This window comes from Sphaerimonospora mesophila (assembly GCF_001417795.1).
In the GTDB taxonomy this organism is placed as follows: domain Bacteria; phylum Actinomycetota; class Actinomycetes; order Streptosporangiales; family Streptosporangiaceae; genus Sphaerimonospora; species Sphaerimonospora mesophila.
In genome coordinates this window covers 183,907-201,170 of the sequence record NZ_BCBX01000042.1, presented here as the reverse complement: position 1 = coordinate 201,170, position 17,264 = coordinate 183,907, and the positions used below count along the sequence as shown (strand labels likewise).

Here is a 17,264-nt window from a genome sequence, read left to right as displayed (position 1 = left end):
GGCCCCCGGTGGTATCAAGGCGCGCCCGGGTGTCACCGATCGGTTGTTGTGCCAGATCGTCGTGGCCATCGCCAGGGGCCGGCAGGGGCGTCACCTACCATCCCATTGGCCGTCGTGCGGGCCTTTCTCGGTGCAGTGTTGTCCCACAGCGTCCCGCCTTCCTTGCCGTGCGGTCGGTGGCCGCATGGACTGTGAGTCGCGGTTAGTCGATGAACAAGAGGGATGTCGAGCGATATCGCCGGTCCTTGCCTCTCCCGCTGGATGGAGAACCGGCGGGGACGGGTGGAGCCGGGGCCTGGGGTGAGGCGATCAGCCGGCGAGGGCTACGCCGGATTCGACGAGGTGAAGAGATCATATCGTGGGCTGGCTCGGCAATCAAGTGTGAATCCTATTCACATAGGACCCGTGAGGGCGATAAGGGGTCAAATATCTCGAATCTGGATAAATGGGAGGAGTGGGTGGTGAAGGGAAGAGTGAGATGGTCCGCCACGTCTAATTGTTACCTGAGTTCACAGTTGAAGTACGTAGACGTGTGGGTGATGACCCACTACTGTTGCCGCGTGCCCGGTGAAGTCGTGCGGGTCTGATCTCGTCGCGGCCGGGAAGGCGCAAAGGGGTGCAGGCCATATCCTGGGCGTCCCGATGCGTTTCCCCCGACGTCGCGGTTGAGGTTGGTGAACATGGACCCCCTGGATCGTTCCGACCCCCAGCAGATCGGTGGCATCACGCTGTGCGGTCGGCTCGGCTCCGGTGGGATGGGCCGTGTCTTCTACGGTGTCACCGATGACGACGAGCAGGTCGCCGTGAAGATCATCCGTGAAGATCTCCTATGTCACGCCGAGGCGCGCGCCCGGTTCGCCCGGGAGATCGAGGCCCTGCGGACCGTGCGGGGGGCGCATGTCGCCGCCCTGGTCGACGCTTCCGATGAGGGCGAGGAACGGCCCTGGCTCGCCGTGGAGTACGTTCGCGGCCTGAGTCTGAAGGAGTTCGTCGAGACCCGCGGCCCGCTCGGCGGCGAGCACGTCGCGACGCTCGGCGTCCTGCTGGCGTCCGCGCTGGACGATATTCATAAGGCTGATCTGCTCCACCGCGACCTCAAGCCCGGCAACATCCTGCTCGGCAGGGACGGGGCGAAGGTCATCGATCTGGGCCTCGTCGCCTTCGCCGACGGTCCGACCGACCTGACCACGACCGCCTCGACGCTCGGTACACCCGCGTGCATGTCGCCTGAACAGGCCAACACCCCAAAGCAGGTCACCGCCGCCACCGACGTCTACTCACTCGGCGCGACGCTGACGTTCGCGCTGGCCAAGCACTACCCCTACGACGGCAAGACCGTCGCGGCGCTGTTCATGAACATCATCAGCTCCGAGGTGAAGCCGGACCTCTCCGGCGTTCCGCCGGAGTTCGCTCCGCTCATCGCCGCGATGCTCGCCCCCGACCCGGCCGCCCGCCCTGGCGTGTCCGAGGTGTACGAGCGGCTCAGGGAGTTGGCGACAGCCGGCGGGGTCACGCTGCCGGTGGCCGTTCGGCGCCTGGCCGTGGCCACCTACGTCGAGCGGGAGACCGACCCGAAGGACCCTGCCCCTCCGATCCGACCGCGCCCGCGCGACCTGTCCGAGGTCGTCATGCCCGGCTCGGTGGTCGCGAAGCTCGCCGACCGTCTCCGCGGCGCGTACGCCGCCGGCGCCCGTTTCTAAGAGGAGAACCGTGACCGAGACATCCTTCCCGCCCGGCGCTCGGATCGAAGTCCGGGACGCAGAGTGGATCGTCCGGACCTGTGCGCAGCTCGCCACGCGCGGAGACGGACCTCGCTACAAAATCACGGCGGTGGGCGCGTCGGAGTTCGTCCGCGACGAGGACGCGGTCTTCTTCACCGACCTGGACACGGTGAGCCTGCTCAAGCCCGAGGAGACCGTCCTGGAGCAGGACATGACTCCGCGTTTCGCACAGAGTCGCCTGTTCATCGAGGCCGTCCTGCGCCGGACCCCGCTTCCGCAGACGGAGAAGGGCCTCGCGCTCGCAGATGGCTTCCTGCTCGACCCGCTGCCCTACCAGCGGCGCCCCGCCGAGCTCGCGCTGAAGGGCCTGCGCCCGCGCATCCTCATCGCCGATGTCGTCGGCCTCGGCAAGACCCTGGAGATCGGCCTCATCCTCGCCGAACTGATCCGGCGCGGCCGCGGCGAGCGCATTCTCGTCGTCACCCCGCAGCAGGTGCTGGAGCAGTTCCAGCACGAGCTGTGGACCCGCTTCGCCATCCCGCTGATTCGCCTCGACTCCGTCGGCATCGAGCGCATCCAGCGGGAGATCCCCGCCGGCCGCAATCCCTTCACCCACTACAAGCGGATCATCGTCTCCATCGACACCCTCAAAAACGAGGGCAAGTACGGTCAGCACCTGGAGAAAATGGACTGGGACGCGGTCGTCATCGACGAATCGCACAACCTGATCGGCGAGACCAGCCTGCGTAACAGGCTCGCCAAGCTGCTCGCGCGGAAGACCGACGCGCTGCTGCTGGCCAGCGCCACCCCGCACAACGGCAACAGCGAGTCGTTCGCCGAGCTGATCCGCATGCTCGACCCCGCCTCGATCGCCGACGACCGCAGCTACTCGGCCAAGGACATCGAGCACCTCTACATCCGCCGCACCAAGATCAGCCCTGAGGTGCGTGACCAGATGGGCGCGAAGTGGCCCGACCGCGGCCCCTCCGTCCCGGTGCGGTGCGCCGCCGCCCCCGCCGAGGAGAAGATCTTCGAAGAGCTCACCCAGGTCTGGCTCGCAGGGGACCGGTGCGCCGACGGCCCGGTCGTCGATGCCAAGAACCGGCTCTTCCCCTACACCCTGCTCAAGGCGTTCCTCTCCTCGCACAAGGCCCTGGCCAAGACGGTCGGCAACCGGCTCAAGAACGCCAAAGAGCCCCGCGAGATCGAGGCGCTGAACACCCTCGTGGACCTGACCGCGCAGATGACCGACGGCGACTCGGCCAAGCTCGACGCCCTCGTCCGCGTGCTCAAGGACGAGATCGGCGTACGGCCGGGCGGTCAGACGCGGGCCGTGGTCTTCTCCGAGAGCGTCGAGACCGTCAGGTGGCTGGCCGAGGTCCTGCCCAAGCGGCTCGGCCTCACCGGCAGGGGCGCGGTCGAGATGATGCTCGGCAACGGCATGTCCGACCAGCAGCAGCAGGAGATCATCGAACGTTTCGGGCTCTCCGACAGCCCCGTCCGCCTGCTGGTGACCACCGACGTGACCTCCGAGGGCGTCAACCTCCACCGGCAGTGCCACCACCTGGTCCATTACGACGTGCCGTGGAGCCTCATCCGGATCGAACAGCGCAACGGCCGCATCGACCGGTACGGCCAGACCCGTCAGCCGCAGTTCCGGGCGCTCATCCTCACCTCCGAGGTCGAGGGTGCCAAGGACGACCGGACCGTCGCCGAGAAGCTCCTCGACAAGGAGGAGACCGCGCACCGCAGCCTGGGCACCGCCGAGGCCGTCACCGGTGAATACCGCGCCGAGCGCGAGGAGCGCCGTCTCATCCAGGACCTTCTCGCGGGCAAGACCGTGGCGGAGTCCCTCGCGGAGCAGCAGGCCGACGACCCGTTCGCCGACCTGTTCGGCTCGGTCGACGGTGGTGTCGCAGGCACCGACCCGCTCCGTGCGGACGTTCCCCGCCTCTTCGACGGCTCGGAGGCGTTCGTCAAGGAGGCCGTCGACACGCTTGGACTGCTCAAGGGCCTCGAGGACGACGGCGAGATGCTCGCCTTCCGGCCGCCGCCCGATCTCGTCCACCGCCTGTCCGCACTGCCCGCCGACTACCTGCGCACGCACGACGTGCGCGGGCGGATGAAGGTCACCTTCGAACGCGAGCTGGCTCGGCGCAAGCTCGACGAGGCACGCGCGACCAAGACGATGTGGCCGGAGATCGCGTACCTCTCTGATCTGCACCCCATGGTCGACTGGGTGACCGACAAGGTCCTGGTACGGTTCGGCCGCCAGAAGGCGCCGGTCGTCACCGCCCAGGTCGACGAGGTGATCTTCCTCGTCCAGGGCATCTACTCCAACCGGCGCGGGCAGCCGACGGTGGTCGAGTGGATGGCGGTCGCCTCGGACGGTGTGCTCGACCGGAAGATGACCGACGTCCTCGCCGCGGCCCGCGTCGGTCCCAGGATGATCAACACAGGACGGGCGATCGACCTCCGCCCGCTCCAGGAGCGGGTGCCTCAGGCGGTGGCGACCGCCCGCGCCCACCTGGAGGAACGCCGATCGGTCTACGAGAAGCAGGTGGTCGAGCCGCTCGACTCCTACCGGAGCCGACTCGACGAGTGGCGGCAGCTCACTCTCGACGGCGTGCATGCCTCCCAGCGCGGGCGCAAGGAGCAGCGCGTCAGCGAGACCGTCGAGCGGCAGCAGCGCCTGCTCGACTCCCTCAAGATCACAGGGGAGCCGCTCCTGCGGGTCCTTGCCGTACTCGTTCCCGAGGCGCCGGACTCGGGCGCGGTCAGATAGGACGGACACCGATGAGCTTCGACTCGCTGGTCAACCGCGGCGACTACTTCTCGGCTCACTACCTGGCCGAGGTGCTGCCCAAGGATCTGAAGAAGAAGGACGGCCTGTTCGCCCGCTGGCGCGAGCAGGAGAAGGCCGAGCGCACCACCCCCCGCAAGGGGCTGCGCGCGCTGGCGCGGCCGTACTTCGCCGGCCGGCCTTACTTCGCGGACCTCGACGCGCGGCTGCGCGACGGCGAGCAACTGACCCCCGACGAGCGGGACGAGTGGCGCAAGGAGCTGGGCGAGCTCCACGGTGAGGTGTTACGCGCCCTCGGATACGACGCGAGCCCGCGCGAGCTGACCGTGGAGCGGGCGGGCAAGGAGTACGCCGTCGAGGTCGCCTACGCCGACCGGCATCTGATCGCGATCGAGTGCGGCTGGGCCGCCGACGTGGACGCCGCCCTCGACGACGACCAGGCCGGGCGGCTGCTCGCCCCGGTCGGCCTCGACAACGCCGAGCAGATCACCTCCGGCACGAAGCTCGCCTCCTGGCTGCTGACCACCGAGGAGCCGCCGCGCTATGTGCTCATCCTCGCCGGTGGTGTGGTCGTGCTCGCCGACCGCGCCGTCTGGGGCGAGGGCCGCTATCTCGCGGTCAGCCTCGACGTGGCCCTCGGCCGGAACAACGACGCCGAGCTGGGCACGATCGCCGCACTGTTCGGCGCCGATTCCCTGCTCCCGCCCGAGGAGGGCGGTTCCGAACCGCTCGCCGAGCTGCTCGACCGGTCCCGAAATCACGCCGTCGGCGTCTCCAAGGAGTTGCGCGACGGCCTGAAGGAGTCGGTCGAGCTGATCGCCAACGAGGTGCTCGCCCGGGTCCGCGCGCAGGGCGTGCGTCCCGAGGACGTCATGGAGCCCGCCGCGCTGGCGAAGGAGCTGGGCCGCGAGTCGTTGCGCTACCTCTACCGGATCCTGTTCCTGCTGTACGCCGAGGCCCGCCCCGAGCTGGGCATCCTGCCGACCGACGACAAGGACTACGTCAAGGGTTACAGCCTGGCCCGCCTCGGCGATCTGGTGGTGCGCGACCTGACGGGGGAGGAGGCCCGCAACTCCTTCCACCTCTACGAGTCGCTCGACCTGCTCTTCCGCATGGTCAATCGTGGCCACCGGCCCCGGATGGGTGCCGAGCCCGACGGCTCGGAGGGGGAGGGGCTGCGGTTCGAGCCGCTCCGCTCCGACCTGTTCGAGCCGGAGGCGATAAAGCTCATCGGCCGGGACGCGATCTCCCTGGACGAGGACGACCCCGACGCGCCGCGCGTCGACACCCGGCTGCGCAACGAGACGCTCCACAAGGTGCTGCGCAAGCTCATGCTCACCAAGGGACGCAAGAAGGAGCGCGGCGGATTCATCTCCTACGCCCAGCTCGGCATCAACCAGCTCGGCGCGGTCTACGAGGGCCTGATGTCGTACACCGGGTTCATCGCCACAGAGGAGCTGTACGAGGTCGCCAAGGGAGGTGACCCGAAGGACGGCTCCTGGATGATCCCGGCCTCCAAGGTCGACGACTACCCGTCGGAGGTCTTCGTCCACGCCGTCGACGAGGACGGCGACAAGCTCGACGAGTACAAGCGCTATCGCGAGGGCTCCTTCGTCTACCGCCTGGCCGGCCGCGACCGGGAGACCAGTGCGTCCTACTACACGCCCGAGTCGCTGACCCGGGTCACCGTACGACTCGCGCTCCAGCACCGTCTCGACTCCGGCGGCACGGTCACCCCGGCCCGGGAGATCCTGAAGTGGACGATCTGCGAGCCCGCCCTGGGCTCCGGCGCGTTCCTCAACGAGGCCGTCAACCAGGTAGCCGCCGAATATCTCAAGCGCCGCCAGCAGGAGCTGGGCGTCTCGATCGACCCGGAGCGGTACGAGGAGGAGCTGCAGAGGGTCAAGGCGTACGTCGCGCTGCACAACGCCTACGGCGTCGACCTCAACGAGACCGCCATCGAGCTGGCCGAGGTCTCGCTCTGGCTCAACGTCATGCACCCCGGTCTCCAGGCCCCCTGGTTCGGGCTCCACCTGCGCCGCGGCAACTCGCTCATCGGCGCGGGCCGCCGGGTGTACGGCGCGGCGCAGCTCACCAGGGGCACCTGGTGGAAGGAGGCCCCCGAGGATCTGCCGTTCTCCGCCGGTGAGCTGCCCGCCGGGAAGGTCCACCACTTCCTGCTCCCCGCCGGGGGCTGGGGCGCGGTCGCCGGGGCCAAGGAGGCCAAGGAGCTGGCGCCCGAGCAGGCCAAGCAACTGGCGACCTGGCGAAAGCAGATCCACAAGAGCGTCTCCGACAAGAAGAAGCAGGGGCACAGGCTCACCCGGCTCCAGCGCCTCCAAGGGCTGTCCAGGCGGGCCGAGTACCTGTGGGATCTGGTCCAGCAGCGGCTGGCCATCTCCGAGCGGGAGATCAGCCGGAAGATCGACCTCTGGGGCGCCGACTGGATCGAGCAGCCGGCGAACGCGGTGCCCAAGGAGAAGGTCTATGCGGACCTGCATGCGCCGGGCACGCCGTACTGGCGGTTGAAGAAGGTCATGGACGCCTGGTGCGCGCTGTGGTTCTGGCCGCTGGACAAGGCCGGCCTGCTCGACGGATCCGCCGAGATCTATGCGCGGCGCGCGCGGGAAAGAGCGTCGGACTACGGATCAGACGCTTCTGCTCCGGTGCGAGCCGCGGTCACGCCGGTGCGGTCCGTGCCCGCGACGTCGACGAATGGGACGGATGCCGTTGCGGACGAGTCGATCGGCTTCGGGAACGTCTACGTCACCGACTCACTGTTCAGCGTGGGGGACAAGCAGCTCGACCTCGTCGGGTACGCCCTGGACGTGAAGACCACCAGAAGCGGGGGGCCGGCCAAGGCCGCTGCCCGCAAGCCCCGGCCGCCCCTGGAGCCGCTGCGCCCGGTGATCCCGCTGGCCACCCTGGACGACTGGCTCGACTTCGCCGAGGCCGTGCTCGGCCGCGCGGACATCCCCGACGACTCGCTCGGCGCTGTCTTCGCGTCACTCGACGACCTGGAGGTGTTCGAGAACGAGCTACACACCTGGATGGGCATGGACTCCGAGTTCAAGCTCGACGAGCGCTTCCCATGGCTGCACACGGTCAGGGACATCGCGGATCAGCAGGGCTTCTTCCACTGGGAACTCCACTTCGCCCAGGTCTTCAAGAAGGGCGGCTTCGACCTCCAGGTCGGCAACCCGCCGTGGGTGAGGCCGACATGGCAGGAGGACGCGGTCCTCGCCGAGATGGAGCCGTGGTTCAAGCTCGCGGAGAAGCCGAGCATCATCGAGTGGAAGGCGCGCAAGGCGGCGGTGCTGGCGGGGAAGACCGCGCGGGCCTACTACCTGAGTGAGCTGTCGGCCAATACGGGCACGGTCGAGACCATTGGCTCGGGAATCGTCTATCCGCTCCTGGCCGGCACCCAGCCGGACCTCTACCGCGCCTTCATGTGTCGCATCTGGGCAAATCTCGGCTTGGCGGGCATGGCCGGCCTCATCCATCCCGACACGCACTTCGGTGGTGTGAAGGAGGGCCGCCTGCGGGCGGCGGCCTACCGGCATCTCCGAGTCCACGGGCACTTCACCAATGTGGGCAACTGGGCCTTCCCCGAGCCGGTCAGCAGGAACACCGAGTTCGGCCTGCACGTCTACGGTTCGTTGGGGGATATCGGCTTCACCAACGTGAGCTGGCTCTTCCATCCCGAGACGCTGGTCGGGTCGCTCACACATGACGGTGCGGGCGGGAGCGTCGGGATGAAGCACAATGGCAACTGGGACCTCCGCCCACACCGAGACCGCCTGGTCCCAGTCGATGAGGGGCTGCTGCGTAAGTGGCAGCGGCTGACCGGCCATGACGGGCTGCCGGAGGAGACGCCGCTGCTCGCCCCGGCCACGATCGTCGAGCAGGATGCGATCACGGCCCTGGCGGGGGTCCGGGACCGGCTCGGCGGACATGTAGTGCGGATCAGCTCGGGTTACCATGAGGCGAATGCGAAAAAGGACGGCCTCATCCGCTGGGCGACCGGAGCGCGGGACACGCTGGATCAGGTGATCCTTCAGGGCCCGCACTTCGGTATCGCGACCCCCTTCGCCAAGCAGCCGAACATCCCGTGCCGCAACAACCAGGACTGGTCGACGTTGAGCACCGAGTGCCTTCCGGCCAACGCCGTCCCGATCACCAACTACGAGCGGGCCTGCGACGAGGAGACCTACCATGCTGCGCAGGACCGCTGGGGGGACGGGCAGAGCGTCATCCGGCGCTCCACCGAGTTCTATCGGCTCGCATGGCGGCGCATGATTCCGTTCAACACGGAACGGTCGCTGTTCGCCGCGCTGATCCCGCCCGGTCCGACGCATGTGGATGCCGTGCACACAATGGCTCTCGCCGACAACCGGGGTACGGCACTGGCCGCCGGGTTCTGGGCCGCGCTTCCGCTCGACTACCTGCTCCGGATCACCGGGCGGTCGGATCTTCGCAACGCCGAGGCCAACGCAATGCCCGCAGCCGATCCGGACCACCCGCTGGCCTCGGCGCTGCTGCTCCGCACCCTTCGCCTCAACTGCCTCACCAGTGCCTACGATTCGCTTTGGACAGAGCTGTACGACCCGACCTGGAACGACGAGCGATGGGCTGTCGACTGGTCCGGGCTCAGGCCGCTCGGGGACCCGGCATCGGTCACCTCGAAGTGGGTTTATGCCACTCCGCTCCGTACCGAGAGGGAACGGCGGGCCGCGCTGGTCGAGATCGACGCGCTGGTGGCCGTCTGGCTCGGGATTTCGGCGGAGCAGTTGGTCACCGTCTACCTTTCGCGGTTTCCGGTGCTTGCCGACAGGGAGAGCGAGATCTGGTTCGACTCCAGGGGGCGCAAGATCGCAAGCAACTACAACACCTACGGATACGGCCAGAGCAAGCAGCACTTCGAGCAGCTCATGGCCCACCTCGACCCGGAGGTGAACGGTCCCGTTCCCGACGGGTACACCGCTCCGTTCTACAAGGCCGACCGGGAGGCCGAGTACCGCCAGGCCCATGCCGTCTTCTCCGAGCGCCTCCGCCGCTCCGGCTGGCAGCCGCCGACCGGACCGGCCGACAGCGACGAGAGCGCGTCGTGACCAAACCCGCTTGCCCGGTCACCCATCGTGCGACACCCTCAGTAGTGCCGCACTCCTGGGAGTGCGGAAGTGAGGCCGGGCTTCCCGATGGAATCGGGCGTCCGGCCTTCGCGCTCCTACCACCGGCCAAGGTCAGGGCAGGGTCTGTTGCTCTGAGTGAGTTGACAGACACGGAGACGACCCTGTTTGTTGTTCACAACTGCACCACTCATTTCGATGGGTGGCCCGGAGCCCCGTTCATTGAACGGGGCTCTATGTTTTGGTCGTCACTCAATGCCGCTTGCCTGATCACTTTCGGTGAGGCATACTTGGTGGTGCCGCACCCCTGGGAGTGCGGAAGTGAGGCCGGGACTACCGAGGGATATCGGGTGCCCGGCCTTCGCGCTGTCATCTCACTCCAGGCAGATCACGCGGATGCGGTCGGCGAGCACCTTGAAGCACTGTGGCTGTCCATCGAGCCACCACGTCGTGGCGCCGACGACGGCATCAGCCGCCCACAGCAACGGCTCGTCATAGGGCGATGTCCAGCGCACCTCCATGGTCAGCGAGATGCGAAGCGACCGGCGCATGCTGGTCAGGAGGCTCCTGTCGAGCCGGTCTTCGGTGTAGCGGCTCTCCAGAGTCACCCTCTCCACGTTCCTCGAGTCGAGCTCATAGAACAAGCGTTCCAGGCAGAGGCGTCTCGCTCGCTCATGCCGGATGGTCCTGTCGTGAATGCATACGGTGACGATGCTGTCCAGAGGGAGCTCTGTCAGCGTTCGGCTGATGTCGAGCCGATGGGCCGGAGATTCGTCGCGCCAGTGCAGACGGCGTTGTTTGCCGAGGCGGAGGGTCTCGAGAGTCAGACGGATGTCGTCGCGGTCGGCGAGATCCACGATCACCGCCGCCATCGCGTAGACGCTGTCGTCATGGGGGCGGCGGCGAAGGCTCTCGTCAATATAAGCGGTAAGCACTGCGTAAAGATATCGTCACTAAGGGTCAGATCGTTCAGCGTTGCTCGAACGGGAGTGCGGGTGCGGAGCAGGTTCAGGCGTGGGCGGGCCGTACGAGTTCATGCCGTAGTTCACGGGGAGGACCGGTGAGGCCGACGCTGGCCGCCGAGGAGTTGCGGCAGAGTCTGACGCAGTACCTCACCACCACGTTCGCGCTGGCCGACCAGCCCGTTCGGGATGCCCTGAAACGGTTCCTCAACCATCCTGAGCAGGGCATCTTCCGCGGTCCTTACCTGCGCATCCGCACCCCGTTCCGGACGGCCGAGGACGGCTGGCAGAAGATGCTTGAGTGGGCGCCGGCGGGCTTCTCGCCGTACCGGCACCAGGCGAAGGCGTTCGAACGGCTCAGCACGGTCGGCAAGAGGGCAGAACCGACGCTGATCACGACCGGCACCGGCTCGGGCAAGACCGAGTCGTTCCTCATCCCGGTGCTGGACCACTGCCGCCGGGAGCGGGCCGACGGGCGCGGCGGCGTCAAGGCCGTCCTGCTGTATCCGATGAACGCCCTGGCCGCGGACCAGGCCCACCGCATCAGCGGCTACCTTCAGCGGCCGGAGCTGCGCGACGTGACCGCCGCCCTCTACATCGGCGACACCCCGGAGGTCGGCTACCCGAAGGTGATGACGCAGCGCTCGGAGATCCGCCGCAACCCGCCGGACGTGCTCATCACCAACTACAAGATGCTCGACCTGCTGCTCCAGCGGTCCGACGACCTGCCGCTCTGGCGGGACGCCGAGATCGCCTACGTGGTGGTCGACGAGTTCCACACCTACGACGGCGCGCAGGGCACCGACGTGGCCATGCTGCTGCGCCGGCTGGCCGCCGCGACCGGCCACGCCCGGCCGGGCCGGCCGCTCGGCGACATCTGCCCGGTCGCCACCTCCGCCACCCTGGGCGAGAACGGCCCCGGGCACGGAGACCCGGTGGGGCGGGGTGGGAGCGTCATCCGCGAGGTCGCCCAGCAGGTTTTCGGTGTGGCGTTCCCCGTGGATTCCGTGATCGGCGAGGATCGGCTCACCGCCGAGGAGTTCATCGGCGACATCGACGTCACGCTCCCACTGCCCGGCCCCGACGACCTCATCGCCTGTGGCGACCCGCTGCGCGACTCCACGGCGATGGACGAGCTGGCCACGGCCGTCACCGGCAGGGCCGGGCTGGGCCCGCAGGATCTGGGGGAGGTGCTCCGCCGGCACATCCTCACCCAGGCCGTGCTCGACGTGCTCGGTGGTGAGCCGCGCACCTTCGACGAGATGCTGGACCTGCTGCCCCGGCGCGGCGCCTACAACTGGGGCGCCGCCATCCGCGACAACCCGGCCCGGGCGGCCACCGCGCTTGCCCGGTTCGTCGCGCTGCTCTCGTGCGCCCGCGACCCCGAGGACACCGACGACGTCGGCAGGCGGCCGAGACGACCATTCCTGCTGGTCGAAACGCACATGTGGGTGCGTGCGGTCTCGCGGCTGCTCCGCCTGGTGCACCACACCCCGGCCTTCGCGTGGATCGGCGAGCCGCTCGTGATGGACGCCGACTCGACGTTCAACCCGCTCGACAAGACCCGGCTCCCGGCCGTCTACTGCCGCCACTGCGGCCGCTCCGGCTGGGCCGCGTTCTCGCCGGAGCGTGACCCGGAGCAGTTGGTCACCACGCCGGAGAGGATCTACCGGGCGAACGTCGGCGCGGAGAAGAAGCGGGTCAGGCCGCTGATCCAGGCGACCGAGCGCGAGGTGGCGGCGGCGGTACGGAACCTCGCCGTCCTCGACGGACAGCGGGTCCGGCCCTACGATCCGGCGAGCGACGCCTACGGCGAGGGCGACATCGTCTTCGTGCTGACCGACCTGCGCACCACTCCGGAGGCGCTCAACGCCGCCGAGCAGGACCGCTGCCCGGCGTGCGAGATGGATGAGGGCATCCGCTTCCTCGGTTCCGGCCTGGCCTCGCTGGCCTCGGTGGTCGTCACGCAGCTGTTCGCCGGCGGCCAACTGGAGCCGGAGCAGCGCAAGACCCTGCTCTTCAACGACTCCGTGCAGGATGCCGCCCACCGCGCCGGGTTCGTCGCCAACCGCTCCTACGCCTTCTCCCTGCGCCGGCTGCTCACCTCCCGGCTGGACGGAGAGGCGCCGATCCTGCTCAACGATCTCATCGGCGATCTGGCGGCGGCGGCCAGCGAGGCCGGGGTGCTGCCCGCGGTCGTCCCGCCCGACCTGCACGATCGTCCGGAGATCGACGCGATCCTGGCCGAGGAGAGCGAGGGCGGCCCCGACACGTGGAACCTCATCGGGGAGCGGCTGGCGTTCGCCACCGTCATGGAGCTCGGCCTGCGCTCGCGGCAGGGCCGTACGCTGGAGCTCACCCGGACGGCCGCCGCCGAGGTCGTGCTCGCCGACCCGATGAGGATCGCCGAGCTGGCCAGAGACGTGCACACGGCGACCTCCGGCCTGGTCGAAACGCAGACCGACGAGCGTTATCTCGTCTTCGTCCGCGGCCTGGTGGAACGGCTCCGGTACCGGGGAGCGATCAAGCACGCGTGGCTCGACAGGTGGATCGGCAACGCCGGGACCAGCCGCTACAACGCCATCTGGGGCCGCCGCCCGGACGGCATGCCCGCGTTCCCCCGCGGGGTCGGCGCCCCGACGTTCCTGCTCGACCGGCTCAAGCGGAAATCGGAGTTCGACCGGATCGACGCCGACCAGGGCTGGCCGCAGGACTGGGCCGCCCGCTGCCTAGGCCTGACCAGGGGCCAGGCCGGCGATTACCTGTCCCGGCTGCTTCCCCTGCTGGCCGTGGAGGGCGTGGTCGCCAAACGCACCGCGGACGACGGCTCCACCGGCGTGTACGGCCTGCAGCCCGGCCACATCCAGGTGCACCTGCTCGGAGACGAACATGTCGACGACGCCGGGATCGGCTGCGACCGGTGCGCCTGGCAACAGACCGTTCCGCCCCATCTCGTCGGCGACTGGTACGGCCAGCCGTGCCCCCGCTACCGTTGCGGCGGCACCCTGACCGAGCACGGCACCCGCGATCACCGGACCGACTACTACCGCCGGCTCTACCTGGGTGAGGGGGTGATCCGGGTCGTCACCGCCGAGCACACCGGGGCGCTCACCCGCCGCCAGCGTGAGCAGACCGAGGAGCGCTTCCGCGAGGGCACCCGCTACAGCGACCCCAATGCGCTGTCCTGCACGCCCACACTGGAGCTGGGCATCGACATCGGTGATCTGTCCGCGGTCATTCTCGCCTCGCTGCCGCCGGGACCGGCGAACTATGTGCAGCGGGTCGGCCGGGCGGGCCGTCGTACCGGGAACGCGTTCCTGGTCACCATGGTCGGCAGGTCCCCGCGTGACCTTTACTTCCTGGAGGAGCCGCGCGACATGATCGCCGGTGAGATCGTCCCGCCCGGCAGCTACCTGTCGGCCGTGGAGATCCTGCGCCGGCAGTACGTCGCCCACCTGGTCGACCTGTGCGCTCGCGACCGGGTGCCCGGCGTTCCCGCGCTACCCCGGCGGGCATCGGCGCTGTTCGGCGAGACCGGCTGGCTCGCCGGGTTCACCGCCGCCGCGCAGGCGTCCGGCGCTGCACTCGTCGGAGGGTTCCTCGACCTGTTCGGCGACGCGGTGAGCGAGGCGGCCGCCGCCCGCCTGCGGGCCTTCGCCATGGGCGGGCTGGAGGAGACCGTGGCGGAAGCCGAGCGGGTGTGGAACCGGCGCCTGGACGACCTGCGCGAGCGGCTGGGCGTGATCGACGCCACCTCCGAGACGCTGGTGGAGTCCGACCCGAGCCAGCACGCGATCAAGCGGTCGCTGGCGGCCGAGCGGCGGGCCGTGGCCCGGCTGATCGGCGAGATCGGCAGAGAGAACGCCCAGGGCGCGCTGGTCGAGCTCGGCCTGTTGCCGAACTACTCCCTCATCGACGCCACCACCACCCTGGAGGCGACGATCACCTGGGACGAGGAGGTCCCGGGTGGCAGGCGCTACCACAGCGAGGTCCGGGAATACAAGCGTCATGCCGGACTGGCCCTCACCGAGCTGGCGCCCGGCAACTCCTTCTACATGCGCGGCTATCAGCACCGGATCAGCGGCCTGGACATCGGCACGCCGTCCCGCCCGGCCTGGGAGGACTGGCGGGTCTGTCCCGGCTGCGGCCATGTGCGGACCTTCCTGGCGGCCGAGGACACCTCCCCGTGCCCGCGCTGCGGCAGCCGGGAAATCGGCGAGTTGGCCTCGCTGCACAGGGTGCTGCGGCCTGCCCGCGTTACCGCGCACGACCGCCGGGACGACGTGCGGATCCGCGACGACAGCGACGACCGGCAGCGGCGCTACTACGAGACCGCCATCGCGGTCGACGTCGACCCCGCCGACATCGCGCCGGGCTCGTGGCGGCACGGCACGGCCGTCTTCGGCGTCGACTTCACCCGCCGGGCCGTCATCCGCCGGTTCAACCTGGGCACCGCCCGCTACGACCGGCCGGCGGGAGACCGGTTCGCGGGCGAGCTCGTCCGGCTCAACCCCTTCCACGCCTGCCCATCCTGCGGTGGTACGACCCTGGACGGCCCGCCCGCCTCCGGCGAGTCCGACGGGCTTGTCGCCACCTCGTCGTTCGACCGGTCGCGCAGCCACCACCGGCCGTGGTGCCCCTTCCGGCGCACCGCCCACGACGCCGAGCACGTCAAGCTGATCCTCGCGCACGAGCTGCACACCGAGGCGCTGCGTGTCCTGCTTCCCGTCGCCACGCTGATGATCGAGCAGCGCACCGCCTCGTTCCAGGCGGCGCTGATGGCCGGGGTGGCGGCCAGGTACGGCGGCGATCCCGACCACCTCGACATCGTCACCGCCACCATGCCCGACCCGGGCACCGGGCGGCAGCGGCGCTTCCTCGTGCTGCACGACGCGCTGCCCGGTGGCACCGGCTACCTGCACCGGCTCTCCTCGCCCGAGGGCTTCCGCGAGGTGCTCACCGCGGCGTATCGGATCGTGGCGGAGTGCCGCTGCAAGGAGGAGCGCGACAAGCGGGCCTGCCACCGTTGCCTGCTCTCCCACGTTCCCGGCAACTTGTACGACAAGGTCAGCCGGGCCGACGCGCTGGAGATGCTCGGCGAGCTGCTCGAGAAGTGGGAGGTCGCGCCGGTCGCGACAACGGCCGAAATCTCACTGTGGGACCAGGTCGAGAGCGAGCTGGAGGCGCGCTTCCTGGACGGCCTGGAGGCGTGGGCCCGCCGGCCCGACACGCGCGCCGCGCTCGCCCGCGGCGAGGTCGTCGACGGTAGGAAGACCGCCGACCTGCGTATCGAAGCACCGGGGATCGAGGGACCGGACGGGGTGATCCGGCACTGGCGGATGACACTGCAGAACACCATCCGGGGAACCCGGCCCGACGTGCTGTTCCGACTGGTGGACGACGAACCGCAGGAGGTCGCCGTCTACCTCGACGGCTACGCCTACCACGCCACCGCGGAGATCAACCGGCTGGCCGACGACGCGGACAAGCGGACCCGGCTGCGCGCGCACGGCCGGTTCGTCTTCCAGCTGACCTGGGAGAACCTTGACGAATGGGAGCAGCGCTCTTTCGCTCCCGACCTGTCCGTCGAGCCGCTGCGCAAGCCGTACATGGGCAATGCCCAGGAACAGGCGCGGGGGTTCTACCGGCGCACAGAGCCGGAACGCGACCCGGTCGAGCTGGTGCGCACGGTGTGGACCAACCCGGTGGAGACGCTGCTCGCCTTCCTCCGCGAGCCCGACCGGCGGCTCTGGCTGCACCGGGCCGAGGCGGTCGTCGCCGGCACGATCCCGGCGCGGCGCGCCATGAGCACATGCGACGCGGGTGCTGTCGCGGAACGTGTGGCCGCATCCCTACGCGGTGAGGACCTTCCGTCCGGCCCCGGAGGGCCGATCACGGTGTGCTCCACCGTCGACCTGGACGGTGCCCCCCTCACGGTGGTCCTGGACCGACGCGCAGAACCGGCGTGGAGCGCGTTCACCGTGGTCGACGACCGGGCCGGGACGATCACTGGCGACGAGGAGACGCACCGGCGCCGCTGGGCCGCCTGGTTGTACTGGGGCAACCTGCTGCAGTTCCTCGACGCCGGAGCGGGCGACGGAGGGCAGCTCGCCCTCACCGGCCTGGACCTGTTCGATCCGAACCTGCTCGCCGCGGCCGGCGGCGACGGTCACCTGACCATGCTCAGTGGGCTCCCGCTCGACCAGGACCTCCCGGACGGCGCGGCGTTCGTACCGCGCCCGCCCGCTGCGGACGCCGAAGCCGTACGGCCCGCGACCGAAACCGAGGCGCCCACCGAGGGGGCGGAGACGACCGTGCCGCAGGCATGGGAGGAGGTGCTCGACCTCCTCGACCCGGAGGACCCGGTGCTGGCGCTGCTCGCGCACGCTCTCACGGAGCTGGGCGTGTCCGCCCCCGAGGCGGGCTACGAGCTCGGTGAGCAGGCCTGGCAGGCCGAGATGGCCTGGCCGCGGGCGAAGGTGGCGGTCGTGCTCGCGGGGGACGACGACGAGGCGCACAAGCGCGACGTCGCCTATGCCCAGGCCGGCTGGGATGTACGGATCGCAGGGCGCTGGACGGCTGAGGAACTGGCCGAGCGGATCGGTGCCGATGAAAGGGGAGGGGCCCGGTGAGTGAGCGGAGCGACCGG

5 protein-coding genes are annotated in these 17,264 nt (G+C 69.4%); 4 read left to right on the top strand and 1 reads right to left on the bottom strand.

From position 1 onward, the window contains the following. The first annotated feature begins 680 nt into the window (after window positions 1-680). The 3 genes from AP234_RS24405 to AP234_RS24395 are packed head-to-tail and all read left to right on the top strand — an operon-like array spanning window position 681 to window position 9,635. Window positions 681-1,700: a serine/threonine-protein kinase gene (locus AP234_RS24405; RefSeq protein ID WP_055482047.1), complete on the top strand. Its 1,020-nt coding sequence runs from the start codon at window positions 681-683 to the stop codon at window positions 1,698-1,700. Between the two features lie 10 nt (window positions 1,701-1,710). Then, the gene (locus AP234_RS24400; RefSeq protein WP_055482046.1) at window positions 1,711-4,506 is read left to right on the top strand and encodes a DEAD/DEAH box helicase; all 2,796 of its coding nucleotides are present in this window, start codon (window positions 1,711-1,713) and stop codon (window positions 4,504-4,506) included. Window positions 4,507-4,517: 11 nt separating this feature from the next. Next, window positions 4,518-9,635, top strand: coding sequence for a hypothetical protein (locus AP234_RS24395; protein ID WP_055482045.1), 5,118 nt, complete (start codon window positions 4,518-4,520; stop codon window positions 9,633-9,635). Window positions 9,636-10,027: 392 nt separating this feature from the next. Here the strand turns inward: AP234_RS24395 and AP234_RS24390 are convergent, their stop codons facing one another. Beyond that, a complete protein-coding gene (locus AP234_RS24390) occupies window positions 10,028-10,588 on the bottom strand; it encodes a DUF3800 domain-containing protein (RefSeq protein ID WP_055482044.1) in 561 nt (186 codons plus the stop codon). Window positions 10,589-10,713: 125 nt separating this feature from the next. Between AP234_RS24390 and AP234_RS24385 the strand changes: the two genes are divergently transcribed. Next, complete coding sequence (locus AP234_RS24385; RefSeq protein ID WP_055482043.1) at window positions 10,714-17,247, top strand: DEAD/DEAH box helicase; 6,534 nt, start codon at window positions 10,714-10,716, stop codon at window positions 17,245-17,247. The last annotated feature ends 17 nt before the right edge of the window (window positions 17,248-17,264 follow it).